The organism is Psychrobacter piechaudii (assembly GCF_900162825.1).
Taxonomy (GTDB): domain Bacteria; phylum Pseudomonadota; class Gammaproteobacteria; order Pseudomonadales; family Moraxellaceae; genus Psychrobacter; species Psychrobacter piechaudii.
In genome coordinates this window covers 1-22,471 of the sequence record NZ_FUGE01000129.1, presented here as the reverse complement: position 1 = coordinate 22,471, position 22,471 = coordinate 1, and the positions used below count along the sequence as shown (strand labels likewise).

Sequence of the window (22,471 nt, the reverse complement as noted above, 5' to 3'; positions counted from 1 at the left end):
ATCTTTTTACACCAGTTAATAAGCCAAAGCCTTTTGCCTCTTATGGCATCTAGCGGTGACTTAGGTCTAGCATAAAATAAAGTTAGTTGACGAAACCACTTTATCGGATTAGACAGCAATAATAAATAGCTTTTATTCATAAAAATTTAAAGTTATGTGAGAAGTTGTGACATATCCCAAGTTTATTAACGTTCTCTATACAGTATAAGCACAAAGTAAAAGCGGTTCATGGTGATTAATCTACAATTTTGCTACAATGTGTTCCAATATTAACTACTTGCTCCAATATTATAAGAAACATATAAAGTCATTTTTATTACAATTGTCCTGTGATACTTTTTACGATAACCGTTAAAATAGCAGGATTAAGTGAAAACACAGTCAGCTATAGAAATAGATTGTAGAAAACATAATCTCTTAGCATTTGATTTAAATATTAGTCCGCTTTATTAGCTGATTATTCCCACTACAACAGAGTTTATATATGAATAAAGTAATGATCCCTAAGTTTTTAGCAGTAGCCCTAGCCAGTACTCTTGCTTTTGGTTGCGCCAATAACGGCAACAAGTCTGACCAAAGCAGTTCAAGTTCAACGGTTACTGAAAAGAGTACGGACCTTGAAAAAGTAGGTTACAGCATTGGTTATGCTACTGCCGAAAGTTACAAAGAGTCATTAGATGATTTAAACCTAGATACTTTTGAGATGGGTTTTCGCGATGCATATGACGGCAAAGAAGCGGTTTTAACCAAAGAGCAAATGCAAGAGGTTATGACCAAGTACGAAGAAAAGAAACAAGCTGAAATGATGGAGAAGATGAAGCAAGATGCAGTCACCAACAAAGCAGCCGGTGATAAATTCTTAGCAGAAAACGCCAAAAAAGAAGGCGTGAAAACTACAGCTTCTGGTCTACAGTACAAAGTGCTTAAAGCAGGGACAGGTAAGCCGGTTGCTGGTAGCGAAATGGTTAAAATCAACTATGAAGGTAAGTTGCTTGATGGTACCGTTTTTGATAGCTCGTATGACAGAGGTGAGCCAGTTATATTCCCGGTAGAGGGAATGATTCCAGGCTTTACTGAAGGCTTGAAGCTGATGAAAGAAGGCAGTACTTATGAGCTATATATTCCAGCGGATCTGGCTTATGGTGAAACAGGTAATGCCGGTATTGATCCTAACAGCACCTTAATCTTCAAAGTAGAAATGATCGAAGTTAACCCTAAGATGCCTGAGCAACCTGCTCAATAAAAGTATTACCAACAAAATTGTAATGCTCATAAAAAAACACCTGCTTTTACAGCAGGTGTTTTTTTGGCTAGAAACTAGGGATTACAGTTTCTTTTTAAAAACTTTAGAGTTGCGGCCATTATGGTAAGTGGTGCGGCGAGGCTCGGGTAGAGCGTCTGCATTGACTTCGACAAACCCTTGTTCGACGAACCAGTGCGCGGTCCGAGTGGTTAAAGCAAATAGGTGATGACGACCATGACTGCGGGCCTGCTGTTCTAAAAAGGCCAATAAATCAGCGCCACGACTGCCATTACGATAGTCGGGGTGGATGGCAATAGAGGCGACCTCAGCGGAATCTTCATCTAGGGGGTATAGGGCAGCACAGCCTAAGATCATACCATCACGTTCAATAACACTATAAAACTCAATCTCTTGCTCCAAACGTTCACGAGAGCGCTGTACTAAAATGCCTTGCTCCTCTAAAGGAGATAGTAATTCAATCAAGCCCACCACATCATCAATGGTGGCTCGGCGAATTTCTTCATAAGGATCGTGGCTGATTAGAGTGCCAGAGCCATCGCGGGTGAACAGCTCTTCTAATAAAGCACCGTCTTGAGCGTAAGAGATGATATGAGTACGGTGAATGCCTTCGCGACAAGCTTGGGCGGCACAGTGTAGGAAGTAATAAATTTCACGATCTAGATCGCGATCTCTTAAGAAGCGATCCACTTCATTTGGAATCATAGCATGAAGCAGACGACCTTCTTCATTGATGCCTGTTTCACTGCCTAAGAAGATCAGTTTATCGGCATTAAGTGCCACGGCAGCTTTTAAGGCCACATCCTCACCCAGCAGGTTGAAAATCTCGCCAGTGGCAGAGTAGCCCATGGAGCCTAAGATCACTATATGATTATGGAGTAGGTTATTTTTAATGGCCTCTACATCAATAGAGCGCACTTCCCCTGTCATTTGGTAGTCAACCCCATCTCTGACCCCATAAGGTCTCGCTGTGACGAAGTTACCGGATACGGCATCAATACGCGAGCCATACATTGGGGAGTTGGCCAAACCCATAGAAAGCTGGGCTTCAATTTGTAGGCGAATGGCACCCACAGCTTCTAAAATAGTAGGCATGGCTTCACGAGGCGTGACACGAATGTCTTTATGTAAAGGAGAGTCAATGCCAAGTTGGGAGAGGTTTTTTTCAATCTGTGGACGAGCGCCATGGACTAAGACCAGCTTAATACCTAAGCTATGCAGTAACGCAAAGTCATGAATTAAGTTGCTAAAATTAGGATGGTTGACCGCCTCACCGCCAAACATAACGACAAATGTTTTACCCCTATGGGTGTTAATATATGGAGCGGAATTACGGAACCAATGGACATAGTCAGGAGTTATTTGTGGCATAGCAGTGTCATTCATATTAAATATCACAATAGGCTTAAGGCGAATAGTAAGAAAATATACGCTTTTACGATAGCAAAAAATGCCAACTTGGGCTATCTTTATTTTACTAATCAAAGTGAAGCAACTGACTTGATACAGCTTAATACAGACAGTTACGCCAATTTATTGCATACTAGCTGTTTTGAATTTGCTGTTAAATTTATATTGAAGTTGTTTGTATAACTTGAAGAGATAGAGTCCGTCAGCTAATCTCACTTTATTGACCGAGAATGATATGGACAAAATGGGCATAAGGTCTTTAGGGTAGCCATACTGTGGCTGGCATGGCTAAGGACTCAATTGTATACTGATTTTATTAACACTTTATAACCCCACATAAAAAGGAAAGGTATCTTATGAAATTTCATGCTTCAACTCCCGCTAAATTGGCTTCTAAGCTAGCTAGTAAGACTGCTATTGCCTCATTAATGCTGGCAGGTAGTCTAAGCGCCCAAGCGATGTTACCGACGCCAGAGCCTGAAATGAGCAATCCAAGCAATGCCCAAAATGCTGCGGTTATGCAGCAAGGTCAAACCAATCAGGCCGGTAAGCTAACTACTAAGACGGTAGCTGCCTTAGTGAGTGTTGATGCCCAAGGTCAACCTGCTTTAAAGCCTATCGACGCCAATACTCGTTTAAGAAAGGGTAATGTGATTGAGTATCATAGCTATTTCACCAATAGTAGCTCAGATCGTATGCGCAATATGGTGGTAACGATGAGTATCCCTGAAGAGGTGAAACTGGTGGGTAAACTTTCTCCAGAGACGGCTTATGCAAGTGTTGATGGTCAGAACTTCAGTCATGTGCCCTTACGCGCTCGTATTGATGGTCAAATGCAAGATGTGCCTCTTGAGTTCTATAAGCACGTACGTTGGAACATCGAAGGCTTAGGTCAAAATGAAACCGCAGTGGTTAAGTACCGTGCTGTGGTTCGTTAATTTAGGGAAAACCCTTACTAAGAGTTAAGCAATTAACGCTAAATCTAAAAGAGGCCCACAATATTGTGGGCCTCTTTTTTAGTTAAGCAAATTTTGTTTAGAGTCTATGACAGAGCACCGCTTATTGCTGGTAGTAGTCGGCCTGAGCTTTTGCAATGGCGGCTTTAATTGCAGGTAATTTTTGTTCAGTGGCTTTGACCCCTGCAGCGATCGCTTGTTCACGATTCACGGTGATAATAGAGCTTATATTACTAACCTCAGGACGAATAACGACATCAGCCCGAGCTATCTCAGCGTTATTGATAGCTTCATAATTCTGGGTATAAGGACCAGACTTATTGCTAGTAGCAGAGCTATTATTTCTATAGCCACCATAGCCTTGTTCAATAAGCGACCAGATGCTGTTACTGGGCGTAGTTGCAGTTTGAGAGGTATTGCCGGCTTGCAAATCTACAGCAATAATCAGGTCTGCTCCTAAAGCCTTAGCCGCATCAACTGGGACCATACTGACCACACCACCATCGATGTATTTTTTGCCAATTTGTCCAGAGGTTTTTGGGTCAGGAATACGAGGGGCTATAAATACATTGGGCACACTGCTAGAAGCTTGTACTACTAAGCCGGCTTCCCCTTCAGTAAATACCGCTTTTTTTAGGCTGTGTTTCTCAGCAGCTACCGCTGCAAAGCTAATAGGAAAGGCTTGAATCGGCTTATTGTTGACTTGGGTATTAACGAAGCTGCGAAGCTTTTGACCCTCGATAATCCCTTGGTAAGACAGAGTAAAGTCAGTCAGCTCACTATCTGCTGTGGTCACAGCAATAGATTCTAACTCAGCTGCTGATTTGCCACTGGCATAAATGCTACCCACGAAGCTCCCAACACTGGTGCCAACCACTAAATTTGGTGTAATGTGGTTGGCTTCTAACGCTTTGATTACCCCCACATGGGCATAACCTTTTGCACCGCCACCGCCCAAGACTAGGGCAATCACCGGAGCAGTCGGTCGAGAGATAGCACCTTTTGGCTGGGGATCGGTGGCTAGGCTGCTACAGCCGCTTAATAGTAGCGCCGAGAGCCCCAACCAAGCTAGGTGAGGGGCGACGTAGTTAGTCCTCATTGTATAAATCTTCAGCCACAGGAGTCAATTCAAGCAGTTTAATAAATCGACCCTCAACATCAAGGATTGAAATATTCCAGCCCTGAGTAACCACCTGCTCGCCTTCTAAGTCGCCCACATAACCAAGTTCCTGCATGACTAGGCCGCCCATGGTATCGACATCAGTATCATCAAAATTGGTGTGTAACTCCTCATTACAGTCTTCAATTAAAGTAGAGGCTTGTACAATCCAAGTATTGGGTTTTTCTGGATGCAGAATGATATTGTTAATATCACTGTCTTCGTCGAAATCGTCATGTTCATCGACAATATCACCAACAATTTCTTCCAGTAAATCTTCCATAGTGACCACACCCACCATGTTACCGAACTCATCTACCACTACGGCCATATGTACTTGGGTCCGCTGTAAGGAGCGTAATAAGGTGTCTGAGCGTGCCGTTTCACTGATGTACAAGGGTTGACGGACCAATGACTTTAAGCGAAAAGAAGTATCAACCCCTTCTTCTTGGCGGATGGTATTAACCAATAACGGGATTAAGTCTTTTGCCAATAGGATGCCGATGACAGCGTCATCGTCCTGGCTGTCAAATACTGGATAACGGGAATGATTGGTTTCCATAATCATATCCATGATATCGCCTAACGTGTCATGTTCACGAACGCCTTCGACTTGTGGCCGTGGGGTCATAATTTCACGAACTTGAGTAGCAGGCAAATCCAGCACACCTTCAAGCATATCTACGGTATCAGGCTCTAAAAACTGATGCGAATCTTGTACCAGTTTTATCAACTCATCACGAGTTTCAGGGGCAGTGTTTAACCAGCGCTTTAGGCCTCGCATCGACCAGCTGGCTGTGCCAGAATTGTCATCAGACATGGGGGGAGTATCACCTCGTATGGTTATTTAGTTGCTCTCACTTTATCCCAAGGAAGATTTATATTCAACGCCAAACCCCAATATTTTGATGCCTATTTTGTATTGTCCCTGTGTTGCATAATTTGCTAAGTTATATCGACTAAAATACACTTACCCCAATAAAGCTTTTGGGGCAACCATACTTATGTCAAATAACAGCACACTTAGTAATAAAAACAATACCTTACCTTCTTCTAGTACAGCCTCACCTGGCGCAGCAAAAAAAGCTGCGGTTATTACGGCTAAGATTTTATTTTCCTTAACTCTATTAATAGCGTCTTTATGGGCAGGGCTTATATTTTGGGTACATTTAGCAGATTATCCAATTTTACGTGGCATAACCTTAGTCCTCATTGCAGTCCTTAGCCTTATCACTTTAATATCTAGCTTAACTCAAAGCTTATATTGGCAAAGATGGCTGGCAGGATTTGTCTCATTAGCAGCGTTACTGGCCATTTGGTTTGCTTGGTTACCCCCCAAACAAGACCGACCTTGGATGCCGGAAGTCAGTCAAGTCTTACAGTTTACCCAAAGCCAGAGCAATCCTAATTTAATTACCTTTCACAACGTACGAGACTTTGACTGGGAGCGAGCACCTGGGGCCGAGAAGCTGGTGCAGCCAACACAGCCTTACTACTACAAAGCGGTAGAAAAGGGCGGCCAAGATGTGGTGGTAAATGAGCGCTGGAGCGAACGAACTGTTGATCTTAGTAAGCTTAGCGGTGTGGATATCATCAACTCTTATTGGATGGGAGAGCAGATTGGACATACCTTATTAAGCTTTCGATTTGAAGATGAGCGTCCGTTGAGTTTTTCTATCGAGATACGCAAAGAAGAAGATGAGTCTTTTTCCGCTTTTGGGGGCTTTGTAAAGCAATTTGAGATGGTGGTTGTTGCCTCAGAAGAAAGAGATATTGTCTACACTCGCAGTAATGTACGCGGTGAGCAAGTCTATATGTTTCCTATCCAAGGCTTAAGTCAGGCGCAAGTGCAGCAACTGTTTAGGGCTTATTTAGAGCAAGCAAACCAGCTGCAACAAGCGCCTAAGTGGTATAACACGTTAATCAGAAACTGTACTACGGTTATTTTTGATATGGCGCGTGCCATTGATGCGACGGACTTTCCTTGGGATTATCGAATCTTGATGTCAGGCTATGTGCCAAACTATTTATATGATCAAGGACTGCTCCCTGAACAGCTCGATGGCAAAGCTCATCAATGGGATATGGAGCAGTGGTATATCCATGCTCATATTAATCCTAAAGTGGCTAATTTTAGCTTTGAGGACAACCAAGATCCAGAAGCCTATCCAGAAAAAGTGCGTCAAGGACTGCCGCAACCTAAGTTAATGCCTTAAGGCATTAGCCCATATTGAATTGAGCCTAGCGCATTAGTACCTCGGGGAGTAAAGAGTCCTTAATTAACCACCAAGTAATGGGGTCATTAATCTTACGAAAGAAGGGATCAAAAGGGGGCGCAATAAAAATAAACATCAGCAAAATGGCATACAGACCAAGGTAGTAGTAGCGCTGCGAGTCTTTATAAAACTTCATCGCTGTGCCCGAGGAGCGTTTCAAACGGCGATTGAGTAAGTCGACACTATAAGCCTCATCTAATCCTAGATGAATCATGGAGCCTAAAAATAAGAATGCTCCATAAAACCAGCTCACTATCGAGGAGGTGTCTAATAAGTAGTAGTTAACACAGGTTAGGCTTAGGGCCAGTACCGACATATAAGGTACTGAGTGAATAATGCCGCGGTGTACCGTGAGCTTGGTAAAGATCGAAAAAACCACGTAGCGCATTATCAGATAACCCACTACCCAAAGCAGTATCATAGACAGCAGCGACAACTCACTGCGCCAATGGATAATTAACGCAAATCCCGTTGCCAATGAGGCTAAGTCAAACCCCATTTTTATGGGAATAGAATTATCTGAGTCAATGTCAGGAAGCAAGCCACCAACGGTGCCAGCTAAGACACACATCAAAAACTCGTTTGCGTTTACCAAACCTGCTTTATAGGTCACTAAGCCCAAAATCCCACTGACTGCAAAGCCGCCAGTGAGGTGGGTTCTAAAATTTGCCACGTATTGTTAACCTACTGATTGTCTAAATAAAATGAATTGTGGTGTGAATTGTGGTGCCTTAAAGGTAATGCCTTTAATGACTAATAATCCCAACAATAAGATAGGCAGCTATCGTGGTAGTGAAAGCTGCCTATTTGCTTATTTAGTGGGATGTGAGCTGACGAGCTAGGTTACCTTTTTAAGTTAAGCCATGAGCCAAGTTAAATTAGGCTATGAGCCACTTTAAAGTTTAGTAGCAGATTTCGATCAGCTCAGTGCTATAGCTTAAAAAGTCTTCTGTTGTAAGATCTCTTCCATGCGCTTAGCCAAACGAATATCATGGCTTGAGATGCCATTTAAGTCATTGGTGGTTAGGCGCACGTGAACTTCATTATAAATGTTAGTCCATTCTGGATGGTGCTCTAGCTCTTGGGCTCGAAATGCAGCCTGAACCATAAAGCTCATCGCTTCTACAAAGTCATGGAAAATAAAGGTCTTAATAATAGCATTACCTTCTTTGCGCCAGCCTTCTAAACTCTGCAACTGTAACTCTACTTGAGCGTCGGTGAGATGGCTCATAAAGCCCTCCTAAATAAGTCAAAAATATGATTAGAATCATATATCAGAGAACTGCTAAAACAGTCTCTAGTATATTATATATTTTATGCAGATTGTGAGGTATAAATATTTGTCATTACTTAAACTTTTTATCAGCCCTTTTAATCTAATAAGCTTATTTTAATAGATCTTTATACTCTTCGTGCTTATCAATGTAGGAGGCCACAAATGAGCATTGTGGGACCACCTTTTTGTTTTCACTACGGGCATAATCTAGCGCATGCTTAACCAATGCTGACCCCACTCCTTTACCGCCAAGCTCCGTAGGAACAATGGTGTGATCATAAACGAGGCTATCGCCTTGGTCTTGATAACTGATAAAACCAGTAGAACCCTCAATTGTGGTTTCAAAGCAGTTTTTATTAGTATTATGAGTGATGTTAATAGCTTGTTTCATAAATGACTCCTTAATGAATTAAGTGGGCTTACTCATAGTCTTTATAGGGTTAATTGTTTTTGTATGTTTTTAACACATAAAGAGTAGTGAGTTAGCCATTTTCCAATAGGTATACGGGTAATAATCACTTTAGCATAAACCACTTAAAATCATGCAGTATATTGTTATAACTTTTGGACGCTAACGTAAACCAGAGTCGGCTTATAGCGTTAAGTGAATGATAACCCTCAATAAGCCACTTAATAGCAGTAAAATCACAACATAAGATGATAACTGTAGGCCAATATGCGATAATGCTAGGTAATTCTATATTCTATTTTTAATAGTTTTTTTAATTGCTTTTTTATAAGGCCTAACAATGATAATGGAGTCTTAATGGCACAATATATTTATACCATGAACAAGGTTTCAAAGATTATTCCGCCTAAGCGTGAAATCTTAAAAGACATTAGTTTGTCTTTTTTCCCTGGCGCTAAAATCGGGGTTTTAGGGATTAACGGAGCGGGTAAATCGACCTTATTACGTATTATGGCGGGCGTGGATACTGAGTATAGTGGTGAAGCACGTGCGCAGCCAGGTATTAAGATTGGGTATCTGCCACAAGAGCCGCAGCTGGACAACAGCAAAGATGTGCGTGGCAACGTTGAAGACGGTATGCGTGAAGCCCTAGATGCGCTAGCGCGTCTTGATGAAATCTATGCTGAATATGCCGCTCCTGATGCTGACTTTGATAAGCTGGCTGAAGAGCAAGGTAAGATGGAAGACATCATCCAAGCTTGGGATGCGCATAACTTAAATACACAGCTTGAAAAAGCGGCGGATGCGCTACGTCTGCCACCTTGGGATGCTGATGTCAGCAAACTATCAGGGGGTGAGAAGCGTCGTGTGGCTCTTTGTCGCCTATTGTTATCACGTCCTGACATGCTACTTCTTGACGAACCTACTAACCACTTGGACGCTGAGTCTGTAGCGTGGCTAGAGCAGTTCTTGAAGAACTTTAGTGGTACTATCGTTGCCATTACCCACGATAGATACTTCTTAGACAACGTAGCTGAGTGGATTCTAGAGCTTGACCGCGGCTATGGTTATCCTTATGAAGGTAACTACACTGAGTGGCTAGAGCAGAAGAATAAGCGTCTTGAAGAGCAGCAGAAGCAAGAAGAGTCATTTGCTAAAGCACTTAAAAAAGAGCTTGAATGGGTACGTAAAAACCAAAAAGGTCAGCAGGCTAAGTCTAAGTCTCGTATTCAGCGCTTTGAAGAGCTTAACTCAAAAGAATTCCAGCAGCGTAACGAAACTTCAGAAATTTATATTCCACCTGGTCCTCGCTTAGGTAACAAAGTAATTGAGGTGAACAACATCTCAAAATCTTTTGGTGACCGTCTGTTGTATGAAGACCTTAGCTTTACAGTACCACCAGGGGCGATCGTAGGTATCATTGGTCCTAACGGTGCGGGTAAGACCACACTGTTTAACATGATGACGGGCTTAGATAAACCAGACACAGGCACAGTAGAGCTCGGTGAGAGCGTGAAAGTCGCTTATGTTGGTCAGGTGCGTGATAACTTAGATGATAGCAAGACCGTTTGGGAAGAAGTTTCTGATGGTCTGGATATCATTAAAGTGGGTGATTATGAAACCCCAAGTCGTGCTTACATTGGTCGCTTTAACTTTAAAGGCCAAGATCAGCAGAAGCTAGTAGGTAACTTATCAGGTGGTGAGCGTAACCGTCTGCAGTTAGCGAAAACGCTAAAACAGGGCGCCAACGTTATCTTACTGGATGAGCCATCAAACGACCTAGACGTAGAAACCCTACGGGCGCTTGAAGATGCGATTCAGGTTTTCCCAGGCTCAGTATTGGTTGTATCGCACGACCGCTGGTTCCTTGACCGTATTGCTACGCACATCCTTGCATTCGAGCCAGAAGGCCCAGTATGGTATGACGGTAACTACTCAGAGTACGAAGCTTATCGTAAGAAAACTTTGGGTGACGATGCGGGACCTAAACGCATGAAGTACAAAAAAATCACAAGCTAATTATAGGGTCTAAAAAACCTAAAGCTTGATTAAGCATTTGCTTGAGTCCTTTATAATTAACAATAAAAAAAGCCAGATACTAAGTCAGTATCTGGCTTTTTTATGGCTAAGATTTAATCTAGTCTAAAAACTTAACCGTGCCTGAAGTGCCGGTGGACATGGCATCATTGGCTAAGTTATTTTTCTCTATGATCTCTTCAGGGTCAGGCCGTCTTTCGATGTGCCCGCAGTGAGTACATTCGATGTATTCATCGGCTTCGGGTTCAAATATTTGAACCTGAACGACTGCATCCATGGTCTGACATTTCGGGCAACTCACGCCTGCCAAAAACTGTCTTTTTGGTCGAGTAGATTGATAGCGCATTTTAAGCCACCTCATCATTTTCAACGAAACCGCCATGGCGAAGTAGGGCTTCAATACTGGCTTCGCGGCCTCTGAAATTCTCAAAGTTGGTCTTGGCGGGCAAGCTGCCCCCCACAGCTAAGATATTGTCACGGAAAGCCTGACCTGTATCGGCATTAAATATGCCCTCTTCTTCAAAGCGACTAAAGGCATCGGCAGACAACAACTCTGCCCATTTGTAAGAGTAATATCCAGCCGCATACCCACCTGCGAAGATATGGCTAAAGCCGTTTGCAAAGCGGTTGTAATCGGGTGTTTCCATGACAGCCACATCTTGGCGCACTTTATCTAAGGTGGTCAAAATACCTTGATAATCAGGGGCAGGGGATTTGGCATGCAGTAATAAATCAAACAAGGCAAACTCAATTTGACGCAGGGTCTGCATCCCGCTTTGGAAATTCTTGGCCGCAAGCAGCGCTTCAAGCTGTGATTTAGGTAAAGGCTCACCGCTATCGACATGAGCACTAATAAGCGCAATGCCTTCTGAGCCCCAGGCCCAGTTTTCTAGGAACTGGCTAGGCAGTTCAACCGCATCCCATTCCACGCCATTGACGCCGGCCACATCGCTAATGCTTACTTCGGTCAATAGATGATGTAGACCATGACCAAACTCGTGGAACAAGGTTAGTACTTCATCATGGGTTAATAAGCTTGGCTTATCGGTAGTGGGTGGGGTAAAGTTACCCACCATAAAGCACACAGGCAACTGGCTATAAGTCTTATCTGAATCACCTGCATACTCATAACGGGCTTGAAATCCGCTCATCCAAGCGCCGCCGCGTTTACCGGTGCGGGCGTATAAATCGAAGTAGAAGCCACCGATGAGACTGTCATCTTTATCAAATAGCTGATAAAAACGCACATCTTCATGCCACAGCGCTACTTTATCCGATTGCTCAACCGCACGAACCCCAAACAGCTTGTTCACAATGCTAAACAGTCCATCAATGACCTTAGGTAGAGGGAAGTAAGGGCGGATTTCTTCTTGCGATAAATTAAACTGGGCCTGTTTTACTTTTTCTGCTAGATAAGCGGTATCCCAAGGCTCAATATTATCAATACCATGAGCTTTAGCTTCTGCTTTTAACTGCTCCAAATCACGTTTGGCGGCAGGAGTGGCTTTTTCAGCCAAGTCCCGTAAAAAGCTTTCCACTTGTTCGACACTGTCTGCCATCTTACGAGACAGAGACACTTCGGCATAGTTGTTGAAGCCTAGCAGCTCAGATTTTTGGGCGCGAAGGGTCAAAATGTCAGCCATGACTTGGCTGTTATCTAAAGACTCTTGTTTGCTATTTTTGTGATTATCAAGCTCTGAGGCACGGGTAACATAGGCTTTATACAAAGTTTCACGCAGATTACGGTCATCAGCATGGGTTATCACCGCCAAATAGACGGGAATATCTAGCGTAGCCACATAGTCAGGCTTATCTTCTACCCGCTCCCCAGCTTCTGACTGTTTGGCGATATACTGCTCAGCAGCTGCCTTTAGCATGGCCAGGCCACTTTCGGTAATACCAGCAAGCTGTGCTTCTTTTAAAGGCAAGGCATAGGCTTGAGTGGCATCCAAAATATTGTCCGAAAACTTAGCGGATAGAGTCGATAATTGACTTTGAATGTCAGCATAGTCGCTTTGTTTGTCAGCATCTAACGCCACCCCAGACAGCTCAAAACTTTGAATGGCCAGTTCTATGGCGCGTTTGCGGGCAGGCTCTAAGCTAGCAAAGAATTCACTGTCATTTTTAATGGTTTGATAGCGGGTATATAGCGGCTTATTTTGGCCCACACGAGTGCCAAAAGCTGACAATAAGGGCAGTATCTCATGGTGAACTTCGCGAATGGCATCATTACTTATGACGCTATTTAGATGAGACAAAATGCCCCAGCTACGATCTAAGCCCAGCCCAATATGATCAAACTCAATAATGTCTGATAAGGCCTGTTGTGCTTGTTTAGGAGACTCTGTCTCGTTATCTAAGCCATCTAGAAAAGCATTGCCAGCTTCTATGGCTTGCTCTACCTGCGCTTTGATTTGCTCAGGACTGACTTGATTAAAATTGACCAACTTTAAATTTGGATCCATCTCTGTAACTTTCGAAGGGGTTTGCATAAATAAGTCCATAATTATAAAAAGTGAAGGTACTAATAACTATTGTGTCTAAGTCTCAATATTGCAAGGCATTTATGGCCTACTCAATAATTTAGAGCAGTCTCTGCTGTTTCTAGGAAGCGGTCTTTTTTAGGAGCAACCTTTTGTCGGAGACCGTGTTTCTTTTACCCGTTAAAATTTGTTACATAACAATGACAAGAACCGACAATAACCATATAGTAAGTATGGAATTCTATTGGTAATATACGGTTATAAATAGAATTTAATGTGACTTAAAAAAGAACTGCCAATAACTAAAATATTACGGCAGTTAGAGTCAACAATAATCCTATATAGTAGTAGCTGGCCATAGATAGAACGTTTAATAAATTTTAATAAAATAAATAAACTAAAAAAGGATAATTTGTATGAAAGCAACTTTAAAAAGCTTACGTGAGATTACAGCAAAACCAGCAGTAAGTATCTTTGTAAAGACTCACCGTAAACACCCAGATAACGAACAAGATCCTATTGCTTTAAAAAACCAGCTTAAAATTGCCGAAGAGCGTATTACTGATGAATACGACAAAAACACAGCGGCTACTATTTTAGAAAAAATCCATGCCAAAACAGATGATCTAAATCATAACTATAACTTAGACACTTTGGCTATCTTTGCAAGCACCGATGATGTGCAAGTTATACGCTTCCCATTTGATGCCAAAGAGCGTGTAATCGTTGATGAACGTTTTGCTACTCGTGACTTAATTCGCGATATGGCGAGTGCGGTTCACTACTATGTGGTGGTATTAGGTCGTGATCATGCTCGTCTTATCGAAGCGGCTAACAACCGCGTGGTTAAAGAATTCGATCAGAACGACGAAGCGCAAAAGAACATGGAGAACATCCCGTTCCCAATTGAGAATAACAGCTTATATAAAACAGGTGACGGTGGATCAGATCGCTCAGCGAATAACGAAAATAGCTATCTGAAAGAATACTTTAACCGTGTGGATAAGAGTGTTCAAGAGCTATGGGGTGAGCATAGAATGCCTCTAGTTATCGTAGGTGATAACCGCAATATCAGTTACTATAAAGAAGTGTGTGACCGTCCAGAGAACATTATTGGTGCCGTGTCAAATGTTACGGATCTAGAAGAGGGCAGTGCACAACATATCGTTGATGGCGTACAAGAAGCGGTAGAAGAGTATCGTACTACACTACACAAAGAAGCTTTAGGCGAAATCGATAAAGCCCGTGGTGCAGATATGCTACGTACTGACTTACAAGAAATTTATCGTTCAGCTTTCCAGGGTGCAGGAGAGACTTTATATCTTCGTAAAGGCTATATGCAGCCCGCTAAGATTGATGAAAAAGCTCAAACCTTAGTTTTAGCTGATGATCCAGCAGCAGAAGGTGTAACTGATGATGCGGTAAGTGATATTATCGAGCACGTCATTCATAATGGCGGTAAAGTAGTGTTTATGCCACAAGACATTATGGGTGATGACCTGCCAATTGCTTTAGTAACTCGTTACTAAAATTAGTTGATCAATTATCGCTAAATTCAGCACTTACTATGCCGGATTTGGCCAAAAAAAACACTGATTTCTATCAGTGTTTTTTTTATCCTACTTTATAAGTAAACAAGGTTGTAGATGGCACAGCCCTATTTAGCAATATAATAATAATTACTAACAATATAAAGCATTAAGCAACGCATCTTGCTCAAAAACTGGGTTTAATTTAGCCTCTAATTACTCTAAGATTATAGGTATATTGTCACATAATAAGAAAATTATAATGATTAATTCAAATAGCATAACGGTCACTACCTATAACATACATAAAGGTATGTCACCGCTGAATCGCCAAGTAGTCACCCAAAAAATTGGTCAAGCTTTAAAAGATATTAATCCTGATATTCTGTGCCTACAAGAAGTGCAGGGTCAGAATCTAAAGCGTATGGTCAAGTACAACGAATATCCGAACCAGTCGCAGCATGAGTGGTTTGGTGAGTTCTTGGACTGTCGGCATAGCTATGGCAAAAACTCAGAATATAACAATGGTCATCATGGCAATGCGGTATTGAGCCGTCATCCGCTAGACCCCAAACATAATATTAATATTACTGTGAATAAGCTTGAACAAAGAGGGGTGCTTCATTGTGAGGTATGGCCTCTGGGTTGGCCTGAGCCTGTTGTGGTGCTTTGTGCTCACTTAAACTTACTTGAGAATGACAGGGAAAAGCAGTATCGAGCGATTGCAGCTTATGTTAACGATACTATTGATCAAAATCGTCCTTTAATATTGGCCGGTGATTTTAATGATTGGAAAAAAGTCTCGTGTCAGAAATTAGCAGATGAGCTGAATATGACCGAAGTTTTTATGGAAATGCATAATAAGTTATTGCCCACATATCCTGCTAAGCTTCCGGTACTTAGCTTAGACCGTATCTATGTGCGTAATTTAAAAATCAAGCAGGCTTGGGTGAACAAAGGCAAACCTTGGTCCTCTTTATCTGATCATCTGCCAATCAGTGCTGAGCTTTATTTATAAGCACTGGTTTTGTGGTCAAAGTACCTTGGCTGTCAAAGTAGCTATCATTTGATTATCCTTTGATTCGCTAGGTATTAATGGCTAACCAATAACCAAAAAAAGAGCTGCCCAAACTGGACAGCTCTTTTTTTATTGGCCTTACTGAGCTGAGATTATCCGCTCAAGCAAGTTTCAGTTATAAACCAACCCTATGGCTTAGGTTTGCCACGGCCTCGGCCATTACGACGGCGAGAAGGTTTTTTGTCATCAGAGCCTTTGCTTTGACCGTTATTATTAGGCTTGTTATTGGTCTGTTTTGATTTGCCGTTGCCGTTGCCGTTGCCGTTACCATCTTTTTTGGTTTGGTTCATCGCACTGGCTTTAAGCTTAGCGATCAGCTCAAAATCAATCTGCAATAGGTCCATATTGACCGCGGCCACTTTGATACGCACCAAATCCCCTAGACCATAGACAGTGCCTCTATCTTGGCCGATGAGCTGTTGCTGTTTTTCATCATAAACGAAGAAGTCTTTACCCACATTAGAAATGTGCACTAATCCGTCGATAAACAGCTCAGTTAGGTTAATAAATAACCCAAAACTGGTCACGGTGGTAACCACGCCATCAAACTCTTCACCAACATGGTCTTTCATGTAATGACACTTCAACCAGCTTTCGACAAAGCGAGAGGCTTTTTCGGCACGGCGTTCGGTATCTGAGGTTCGCTGACCGGCTTCCTCAAGGGTAAAGTCCATTTCTGGTTGCTTCTTACCGGTTACTTTAGCCTTAATCGCACGGTGTAGCATCAAATCAGGGTAGCGACGAATGGGTGAAGTAAAGTGTGAATACTCATCATACGCCAAACCGAAGTGACCGATATTATCAGGCGAATAGTTGGCCTGCATCATAGAGCGCAGCAGCATGCTGTGAATACTCACCGCATCTGGGCGATCTTTGGTAGCTTCAATAATACGTTTATAGTCTGCTTGAGTGGGGTTCTCTTCTGGGAAACCGATACCAAAATTCTTCGCATATTCGTGCACCGTACGTGACTTCTCAGAATCAGGCTTATCATGGTTACGATACAGAACTGGCAGCTCATATTTTAGCGCGAAGTTGGCTGCACAGGTATTGGCCAGTAGCATCAGCTCTTCAATAAGTTTATGCGAGTCACCACGGGTACGGGGAACAATGGCATCAATGCCGCCTTCCTCATTAAACTTGATATAAGTTTCTGGCGTTTCAAATTCCATCGCATTACGCTCTTCACGCTTCTGAACCAGTACTTTATATAACTGGTGCATGGTGTCGATAGACTTCTTAACGTCTTTGTTGCCGGTTAGCGAGTCAGGCACATTTTCCATATTGCCCTCGAAGTAATCGTTGACTTGGTTGTAAGTCAATCGAGCTTGAGAGTGCATAACAGAGGGGTAGAACTCATAACCTGTAATATTGCCTGCACGAGACAGCTTAATGTCAGCAACCATACATAGACGGTCAATCCCTGGGTTTAATGAACACAGGCCGTTAGATAGGACTTCAGGCAACATAGGTACCACATGATGTGGGAAATATACCGAAGTTCCGCGATCAAACGCTTCATGATCTAAGGCTGAGTTTGGAGTAACATAATGGCTGACATCAGCAATGGCTACTACCACACGGTAATTGCCACCCGGCCGCTTCTCTGCATAGACCGCATCGTCGAAGTCACGTGAGTCTTCGCCATCGATTGTCACTAAAGGCAGATGACGAATATCAGTTCGACCTTTCATCTCTTGTTCAGTGGGCTCTTTATAGCTATTGGCCTGCTTCAGTACACCAGCACCGAAATCACTTGGGATATCGTAGTTGAGTAAGGTGGTCTCAATAATCACTTCGCGGTCGTTATCATCATCCATAACATTGATGATTTTACCCGTCGCAAATTCGTGCTGAGTCGGCCAATCAATAATATCTACTTTAACCGGATAGCCAGGTTTGGCATTTAAGGCTGCTACGTTTTCAGCAGCGACAGTGATTGGCTGATGGTTGTTAGGACTAGACAGACTAACGATGTAGCCCTCATCATCTTTTTCCAAAGTACCAATAAAGTGGGTTTGTTGACGCTCAGTGACCTCAATAATGCGACCTTCAGTACGGCCTCTATTATCGGTGGTAGTGCCGATAGCATTCACTGTATCGCCATTGAATACCCAGCGCATTTGTTTTTCATGCAAAAATAAGTCGGGCATATCATCCAAAACGACGAAGCCAAAACCTTTTGCATGGGCAGAGACAGTACCCGTCACCACATCTTGTTTGGTTACTGCGCGATATTTATAAGGTCTACCATCACGGTTAACTTGGCCATCACGACTCATCGCTTTTAGGCGATTGCCAAGGGCATCAAATTGGTCTTCATTATCAATACCAAATGATTCAGCCAATTGTTTGTGAGTAAGCTCGCCCTTATCTGCCAAAGTTTGCAAAATAAGCAAACGGCTAGGGATGGGGTTTTCATAATTTTGAGCTTCTTGTTGTGCGTTAGGATCGTTCCAGGTCATATAATACCGTATGAGTTATTTGTATTTGAGTAATGCTAGTCAACTGAATGTTGTCACTAGACTGAGATTATTGGTTTCGTTGCTATTCTTATAATAAGAAAACAAGCTAATAAAGGGCAGTTAGATTAATAGTTATTATATAAAGATTAATAATTATTATATAAAGAAATTAATAATTATTATATAAAGATATATAAAGAAGAGGTTAAAAAGTATTTACAGGCCAATTTAATGCCTATCGAAGCTATATTAACATAAAAAAAGAGTTAATAAGTACGCACAACTATGATAGTGCTGGTTAACTAACGTAAACAAAAGTTTTTGATTGTCAATAAATGATAACGCCCTACATTATTGCAGGGCTTTATAAACGAAATTAAGCTATAAGCTATGAATGGGATACCCACTGCTCAACAGTAAGTTGCTTTAGGCCAGCTTATTGTTCTTTGCTTTTCTCGTCTAAATAACGGCCGATTTCATCTTTTAGAGCCAATTTGCGACGCTTCATTTCTTCGATTTCTTCTTCACGGCTAACTGACTTAACCACGTCGTTTTCTAGTTTATCAATTTTAGTGTCTAAGTCATTGTGCTCTTTGAACATTTTTTGGAAAAATAGGTCTGTGTTTTTAAGCTCAGAGATCAACTTGCGGTGTTCATGAAACATGGAATTATCCTTACAGTAGTTTTTTGAATTATAAAGACGATGAATACAGGGAAGTTATCCTTTATGTACCCACGGTCCAAGGGTGGAAAGCAGAGAAATTTTTGTTATTGGTCTTAATTAAATTGTACCCAAATCAGTTAAGAAAAACCATAATTAAGATGGCTAGTTTACTCACTAATTACAATATTGATGACCTGTAAAATCCCGGTTTTTTGTTTCCTAAAAGCTTAGTAAAAACAGCTTTCATTGTTTTGTATTATAAAACTATAAATGCTATTAGTTTTGTTTTATCAATCGCAAGGTTTGACTTAATCAGCTTGTTGTTTTGGTCTGCAGACTCGATAATATAAGTATCAACAGCAGAGAAGGCCTATATAAAACGTGCTCTATCTCGCTATAAACAAATTTTAAAAACCTGATATATAAATAACCATATCAGATAAAAATATCCTATAAGGAGTTCAATATGTTAGACCAAGGCTTATTAGATGCTGTAAAAAGCTACAGTGAAAATATGACCCGTCCAATCAATTTTGTGATTGGTAGTGGTGACCATGAAAAACGTGCTGAATTGGTAAATTTTTTAACACAAATTGCAGGCACCAGTGACAAGATTAACTTTGATGAAAATACTACTGACGATAGTTTGCCTAGCCCTATCAGTTTTAAAATTACCACTGAGATTGATTCAAAAGAGACGGAAACAGGTATTGTATTCAGTGGTATCCCAGGCGGACATGAGTTTTCATCGTTAATCTTAGCCATTCTTCAATCGGGTGGTCATACCATCAAACTTGATGAAAGTATTCAGAATATGGTGAAGCGTATTGGTCAGCCACTTCAATTCCAGACTTATGTGTCTTTGTCTTGCCACAACTGTCCAGAAGTTGTGCAAGCGCTGAACGAGTTTGCTCTATTAAACGACGGTATCAGCAATGAAATGATTGATGGTGGCTTGTTCCAAGAGCAAGTGGCCGCCAATAACATTCAGGGCGTACCAGCAGTATTCCTAAACGGTAAACCTTTCTTGAACGGTAAGGTAGATACGGCTCGCATTATCGACAAGCTACAGCAAGAATTCCCAGATTTGCTAGCGGCAAGTGCAGAGGATGTAGAGCAACTAGAGCGTCAAGATGTGACGGTCATCGGTGGGGGTCCAGCAGGCGTGGCCTCAGCGATTTATAGCGCACGTAAAGGTCTGAAAGTGACCCTGATTGCTGATCGTATTGGGGGGCAAGTAAAAGACACTCAAAGTATCGAAAACTTAATTTCAGTCCCACTAACCACAGGTAATGAGCTGTCGGCAAACTTTGAAAAGCACTTAGAAGAGTATGAGATTACTATCAAAGAGCATGTTAGCGTAAAAGAGTTAGCTGAAACCGACAATGACAACTATATCGTTCATCTGAACACAGGTGAGCAGTTTGAAACCCGTAGTATTATTCTAGCGACTGGGGCTCAGTGGCGTAAACTAAACGTTCCAGGTGAAGAAGAAAACATTGGTAGCGGGGTGGCTTATTGTCCACACTGTGATGGTCCCTTCTTCAAAGGTAAAGACATCGCTGTCATTGGTGGTGGTAACTCAGGTATTGAAGCAGCGTTAGACTTAGCCGGTATCGTTAAAAATGTGACTGTCTTTGAGTTTGCCGATAGCCTAAAAGCTGACCAAGTGTTAATTGATAAAGCCAAACAAACCCAAAACATTGAAATCATTACTTCAGCGGCGACCAAAGAAATTAAAGCAACTGACGGTAAAGTGACATCAATCGTTTATGAAGACCGTAGTAGTGGCGAAACCAAAGAGCAAGACTTATCTGCGGTGTTCGTACAAATTGGTCTGGTACCAAACTCAGAGTTTGTCGAAGGCTTCGTTGAGATGAACCGCTTTGGCGAGATTGAAATCGATGAAGCTTGTAAGACCAACCGCAAAGGCGTTTTTGCTGCTGGTGACGTGACTACCGTACCATTTAAGCAAATTAACATTGCCATGGGTGAGGGTTCAAAAGCGGCATTATCAGCATTTGAATACCTGGTTATGCAATAAGTCAGATGATAAATTGGAACTGAAATATTGGTTCTAAACTCACAAAAACCACCCCAGCTAGTGATAGTTGGGGTGGTTTTTTTTAAGCTATATTTTTCCTTGAAAAGGATATAAACGAAACCGCCCGTCCAAGTTTTGGAAGGGCGCAGCTGTTAGCGGTATGAGCCAGTTAATAGGGTTATGAAAATATTAGATAGACTAGTCGTCTAACATATCACGCTGTTTGGCCGCTTCATATAAGCCGTTTGAGCGGTTGCCGGTACGGCAGAACATTAAAATGGGCTGCTCGGCTTGATTAAAATAATCAGCGAAATCTTCAACATGTTGCATGTTTAATTCATTTCCTGCAAATGAGATTTCTTTGTAGGCTAGACCAGCTTCTTTTGCAGCCGCTTCAATGTCGGCGCTGGTTGGTTGATCAGCGGCTTCACCATCTGGACGGTTATTAATAATAGTTTTGAAGCCTTGAGCGGCCACTTCTTTTACTTGTTCTGGGGTGATTTGACCTGAAAAGCTCACTTGATGTGACATAACTTTTTCCTTTGTTAAATAAATACTTTTTTTAAATAGATACTCTGCAGTTTATTTTACTAAATAAGAGGGGCTTGGGAGGGTTTTATTGTTCAAGATAAGTATCAATGCTTTAAGGAATATACGCTGCTTCAAATGAGCCACGCTTAAATTATGCAGTATTAAGTTTTGAGGCGCTGAGTTATAGCAGCCCTTGCATCACAGCGCTTTGATACAGCAACTTAGCTCGTGCCCCTGAGCCACAAAATAACATAATGGGTTTGGGCAGCTTATGATATTGCTCAGCAAACTGCGCTACTGTGCGACAGCTTAAACGCTCTTCATCATAAGGGATATAGCAGTAATTCAAGTTGGCTTGCTCTGCAGCTGAGCATAGCGTTTGGCTTGAGGGCTGGTTTTCCACTTCATTGTCAGGACGAACGTTTATAATTGAACGGTAGCCCATTTCAGAAAGCTTCAAGCATTGAATAGGATAAATTTGCTTATAAATGGTTAAAGAATCGCTCATGGTATTAATTTTTGTCCGCTAAATAAAATTATGTGGATTTAGTGAGCCTGATTTTAACATTTTAAGCTCAGCCTCTTATTTTATTATTGTAGGCATATTTTAGCACCAGTCGCCGTAAAACCACCCACTTCAGGGCATAGGTATCTACACAAATTTACTAGCGGCATCAGCGAATTCACGTAGTTTGTCAGGGGGATAATGATTTACCAGTTCGGTAAAATTAAGCCACTGGAACAATCCTGCCATCACAGCAGGTGCGGTTATTGGTTTGCTGCGTTTCATTTGTCGACCTGAGAGGCGCACTAAAAACAAAGCAAACTCTTGTGACTGTTTATCAGATGCTTGCATAATACGCCACACGAGCGTACAAGCCTGAGAGGCAATT

The 22,471-nt window shown here is 41.9% G+C and carries 19 protein-coding genes and 1 pseudogene; 7 read left to right on the top strand and 13 right to left on the bottom strand.

What is annotated here, in order from left to right:
- Positions 1-484: 484 nt before the first annotated feature.
- Entirely contained in the window at positions 485-1,243 is a 759-nt protein-coding gene (bamJ, locus tag A1019T_RS07075) for a BamJ family beta-barrel-assembly machinery protein (RefSeq protein ID WP_077451027.1), read from the top strand.
- A gap of 81 nt (positions 1,244-1,324) precedes the next feature.
- Here bamJ and argA read toward each other — a convergent pair whose 3' ends face one another.
- Positions 1,325-2,647 carry an amino-acid N-acetyltransferase gene (argA, locus tag A1019T_RS07070; RefSeq protein WP_077451026.1) on the bottom strand — a complete coding sequence of 441 codons (1,323 nt, stop codon included), beginning with the start codon at positions 2,645-2,647 and terminating at the stop codon, positions 1,325-1,327.
- Positions 2,648-3,027: 380 nt separating this feature from the next.
- Here argA and A1019T_RS07065 point away from each other — a divergent pair, with 380 nt between their 5' ends.
- The gene (locus A1019T_RS07065; RefSeq protein ID WP_077451025.1) at positions 3,028-3,609 is read left to right on the top strand and encodes a hypothetical protein; all 582 of its coding nucleotides are present in this window, start codon (positions 3,028-3,030) and stop codon (positions 3,607-3,609) included.
- Positions 3,610-3,730: 121 nt separating this feature from the next.
- On the opposite strand, the gene A1019T_RS07060 is transcribed toward A1019T_RS07065, so the two are convergent.
- Complete coding sequence (locus A1019T_RS07060) at positions 3,731-4,726, bottom strand: patatin-like phospholipase family protein (RefSeq protein ID WP_077451024.1); 996 nt, start codon at positions 4,724-4,726, stop codon at positions 3,731-3,733.
- Entirely contained in the window at positions 4,716-5,606 is an 891-nt protein-coding gene (locus A1019T_RS07055) for a CBS domain-containing protein (protein WP_077451023.1), read from the bottom strand. The genes A1019T_RS07060 and A1019T_RS07055 overlap by 11 nt, the downstream gene beginning before the upstream one ends.
- Before the next feature lie 184 nt (positions 5,607-5,790).
- Here A1019T_RS07055 and A1019T_RS07050 point away from each other — a divergent pair, with 184 nt between their 5' ends.
- Positions 5,791-7,002, top strand: coding sequence for an Lnb N-terminal periplasmic domain-containing protein (locus A1019T_RS07050; protein ID WP_077451022.1), 1,212 nt, complete (start codon positions 5,791-5,793; stop codon positions 7,000-7,002).
- A 25-nt stretch (positions 7,003-7,027) separates the two neighbouring features.
- Here the strand turns inward: A1019T_RS07050 and A1019T_RS07045 are convergent, their stop codons facing one another.
- The 3 genes from A1019T_RS07045 to A1019T_RS07035 all read right to left on the bottom strand — a co-directional run bounded on the left by A1019T_RS07045 (position 7,028) and on the right by A1019T_RS07035 (position 8,729).
- Positions 7,028-7,735: a metal-dependent hydrolase gene (locus A1019T_RS07045; protein WP_077451021.1), complete on the bottom strand. Its 708-nt coding sequence runs from the start codon at positions 7,733-7,735 to the stop codon at positions 7,028-7,030.
- A gap of 264 nt (positions 7,736-7,999) precedes the next feature.
- Entirely contained in the window at positions 8,000-8,293 is a 294-nt protein-coding gene (locus A1019T_RS07040; RefSeq protein WP_077451020.1) for a 4a-hydroxytetrahydrobiopterin dehydratase, read from the bottom strand.
- 154 nt (positions 8,294-8,447) lie between these two features.
- Positions 8,448-8,729 (bottom strand): GNAT family N-acetyltransferase, encoded by a 282-nt coding sequence (locus A1019T_RS07035; RefSeq protein ID WP_077451019.1) that lies wholly within the window; start codon positions 8,727-8,729, stop codon positions 8,448-8,450.
- Between the two features lie 375 nt (positions 8,730-9,104).
- On the opposite strand from A1019T_RS07035, the gene ettA reads away from it, so the two are divergent.
- Complete coding sequence (gene ettA / locus A1019T_RS07030; RefSeq protein WP_077451018.1) at positions 9,105-10,766, top strand: energy-dependent translational throttle protein EttA; 1,662 nt, start codon at positions 9,105-9,107, stop codon at positions 10,764-10,766.
- 118 nt (positions 10,767-10,884) lie between these two features.
- Here the strand turns inward: ettA and A1019T_RS07025 are convergent, their stop codons facing one another.
- Together A1019T_RS07025 and A1019T_RS07020 are read right to left on the bottom strand one after the other, a co-directional pair.
- The gene (locus tag A1019T_RS07025; RefSeq protein WP_077451017.1) at positions 10,885-11,130 is read right to left on the bottom strand and encodes a YheV family putative metal-binding protein; all 246 of its coding nucleotides are present in this window, start codon (positions 11,128-11,130) and stop codon (positions 10,885-10,887) included.
- A 1-nt stretch (position 11,131) separates the two neighbouring features.
- Positions 11,132-13,276 carry a M3 family metallopeptidase gene (locus A1019T_RS07020; RefSeq protein ID WP_077451016.1) on the bottom strand — a complete coding sequence of 715 codons (2,145 nt, stop codon included), beginning with the start codon at positions 13,274-13,276 and terminating at the stop codon, positions 11,132-11,134.
- Between the two features lie 407 nt (positions 13,277-13,683).
- Between A1019T_RS07020 and A1019T_RS07015 the strand changes: the two genes are divergently transcribed.
- Positions 13,684-14,796, top strand: a complete 1,113-nt coding sequence (locus tag A1019T_RS07015) for an AOC03_06830 family ribosome hibernation factor (protein ID WP_077451015.1) — start codon at positions 13,684-13,686, stop codon at positions 14,794-14,796.
- Between the two features lie 262 nt (positions 14,797-15,058).
- Positions 15,059-15,814 carry an endonuclease/exonuclease/phosphatase family protein gene (locus A1019T_RS07010; RefSeq protein WP_077451014.1) on the top strand — a complete coding sequence of 252 codons (756 nt, stop codon included), beginning with the start codon at positions 15,059-15,061 and terminating at the stop codon, positions 15,812-15,814.
- A gap of 188 nt (positions 15,815-16,002) precedes the next feature.
- Here A1019T_RS07010 and rnr read toward each other — a convergent pair whose 3' ends face one another.
- Together rnr and A1019T_RS07000 are read right to left on the bottom strand one after the other, a co-directional pair.
- Positions 16,003-18,339, bottom strand: coding sequence for a ribonuclease R (rnr, locus tag A1019T_RS07005; RefSeq protein WP_077451013.1), 2,337 nt, complete (start codon positions 18,337-18,339; stop codon positions 16,003-16,005).
- Between the two features lie 436 nt (positions 18,340-18,775).
- Positions 18,776-19,003, bottom strand: coding sequence for an HP1242/YdcH family protein (locus A1019T_RS07000; protein ID WP_077451012.1), 228 nt, complete (start codon positions 19,001-19,003; stop codon positions 18,776-18,778).
- Between the two features lie 466 nt (positions 19,004-19,469).
- Between A1019T_RS07000 and ahpF the strand changes: the two genes are divergently transcribed.
- On the top strand, positions 19,470-21,047 hold the full coding sequence (ahpF, locus tag A1019T_RS06995) for an alkyl hydroperoxide reductase subunit F (RefSeq protein ID WP_077451011.1): 1,578 nt from the start codon (positions 19,470-19,472) through the stop codon (positions 21,045-21,047).
- A gap of 198 nt (positions 21,048-21,245) precedes the next feature.
- Here the strand turns inward: ahpF and A1019T_RS06990 are convergent, their stop codons facing one another.
- The 3 genes and pseudogenes from A1019T_RS06990 to A1019T_RS06980 all read right to left on the bottom strand — a co-directional run.
- Positions 21,246-21,578, bottom strand: a complete 333-nt coding sequence (locus A1019T_RS06990; RefSeq protein ID WP_077451010.1) for a protein tyrosine phosphatase family protein — start codon at positions 21,576-21,578, stop codon at positions 21,246-21,248.
- A gap of 181 nt (positions 21,579-21,759) precedes the next feature.
- Positions 21,760-22,086, bottom strand: a complete 327-nt coding sequence (locus tag A1019T_RS06985; protein ID WP_077451009.1) for a protein tyrosine phosphatase family protein — start codon at positions 22,084-22,086, stop codon at positions 21,760-21,762.
- A 144-nt stretch (positions 22,087-22,230) separates the two neighbouring features.
- Positions 22,231-22,471: pseudogene (locus tag A1019T_RS06980) on the bottom strand (transposase); the annotation flags it as partial.

What these genes read in the sequence shown, in the direction of transcription:
- A1019T_RS07065 (WP_077451025.1), top strand. Translation starts at nt 3,028, where the DNA reads ATGAAATTTCATGCTTCAACTCCCGCTAAATTGGCTTCTAAGCTAGCT.
- A1019T_RS07025 (WP_077451017.1), bottom strand. Translation starts at nt 11,130, where the DNA reads ATGCGCTATCAATCTACTCGACCAAAAAGACAGTTTTTGGCAGGCGTG.
- A1019T_RS07035 (WP_077451019.1), bottom strand. Translation starts at nt 8,729, where the DNA reads ATGAAACAAGCTATTAACATCACTCATAATACTAATAAAAACTGCTTT.
- A1019T_RS06990 (WP_077451010.1), bottom strand. Translation starts at nt 21,578, where the DNA reads ATGTCACATCAAGTGAGCTTTTCAGGTCAAATCACCCCAGAACAAGTA.
- A1019T_RS07010 (WP_077451014.1), top strand. Translation starts at nt 15,059, where the DNA reads ATGATTAATTCAAATAGCATAACGGTCACTACCTATAACATACATAAA.
- A1019T_RS07040 (WP_077451020.1), bottom strand. Translation starts at nt 8,293, where the DNA reads ATGAGCCATCTCACCGACGCTCAAGTAGAGTTACAGTTGCAGAGTTTA.
- A1019T_RS06985 (WP_077451009.1), bottom strand. Translation starts at nt 22,086, where the DNA reads ATGAGCGATTCTTTAACCATTTATAAGCAAATTTATCCTATTCAATGC.
- bamJ (WP_077451027.1), top strand. Translation starts at nt 485, where the DNA reads ATGAATAAAGTAATGATCCCTAAGTTTTTAGCAGTAGCCCTAGCCAGT.
- A1019T_RS07050 (WP_077451022.1), top strand. Translation starts at nt 5,791, where the DNA reads ATGTCAAATAACAGCACACTTAGTAATAAAAACAATACCTTACCTTCT.
- A1019T_RS07060 (WP_077451024.1), bottom strand. Translation starts at nt 4,726, where the DNA reads ATGAGGACTAACTACGTCGCCCCTCACCTAGCTTGGTTGGGGCTCTCG.
- A1019T_RS07000 (WP_077451012.1), bottom strand. Translation starts at nt 19,003, where the DNA reads ATGTTTCATGAACACCGCAAGTTGATCTCTGAGCTTAAAAACACAGAC.
- A1019T_RS07020 (WP_077451016.1), bottom strand. Translation starts at nt 13,276, where the DNA reads ATGCAAACCCCTTCGAAAGTTACAGAGATGGATCCAAATTTAAAGTTG.
- A1019T_RS07055 (WP_077451023.1), bottom strand. Translation starts at nt 5,606, where the DNA reads ATGTCTGATGACAATTCTGGCACAGCCAGCTGGTCGATGCGAGGCCTA.
- rnr (WP_077451013.1), bottom strand. Translation starts at nt 18,339, where the DNA reads ATGACCTGGAACGATCCTAACGCACAACAAGAAGCTCAAAATTATGAA.
- A1019T_RS07015 (WP_077451015.1), top strand. Translation starts at nt 13,684, where the DNA reads ATGAAAGCAACTTTAAAAAGCTTACGTGAGATTACAGCAAAACCAGCA.
- argA (WP_077451026.1), bottom strand. Translation starts at nt 2,647, where the DNA reads ATGAATGACACTGCTATGCCACAAATAACTCCTGACTATGTCCATTGG.
- ettA (WP_077451018.1), top strand. Translation starts at nt 9,105, where the DNA reads ATGGCACAATATATTTATACCATGAACAAGGTTTCAAAGATTATTCCG.
- ahpF (WP_077451011.1), top strand. Translation starts at nt 19,470, where the DNA reads ATGTTAGACCAAGGCTTATTAGATGCTGTAAAAAGCTACAGTGAAAAT.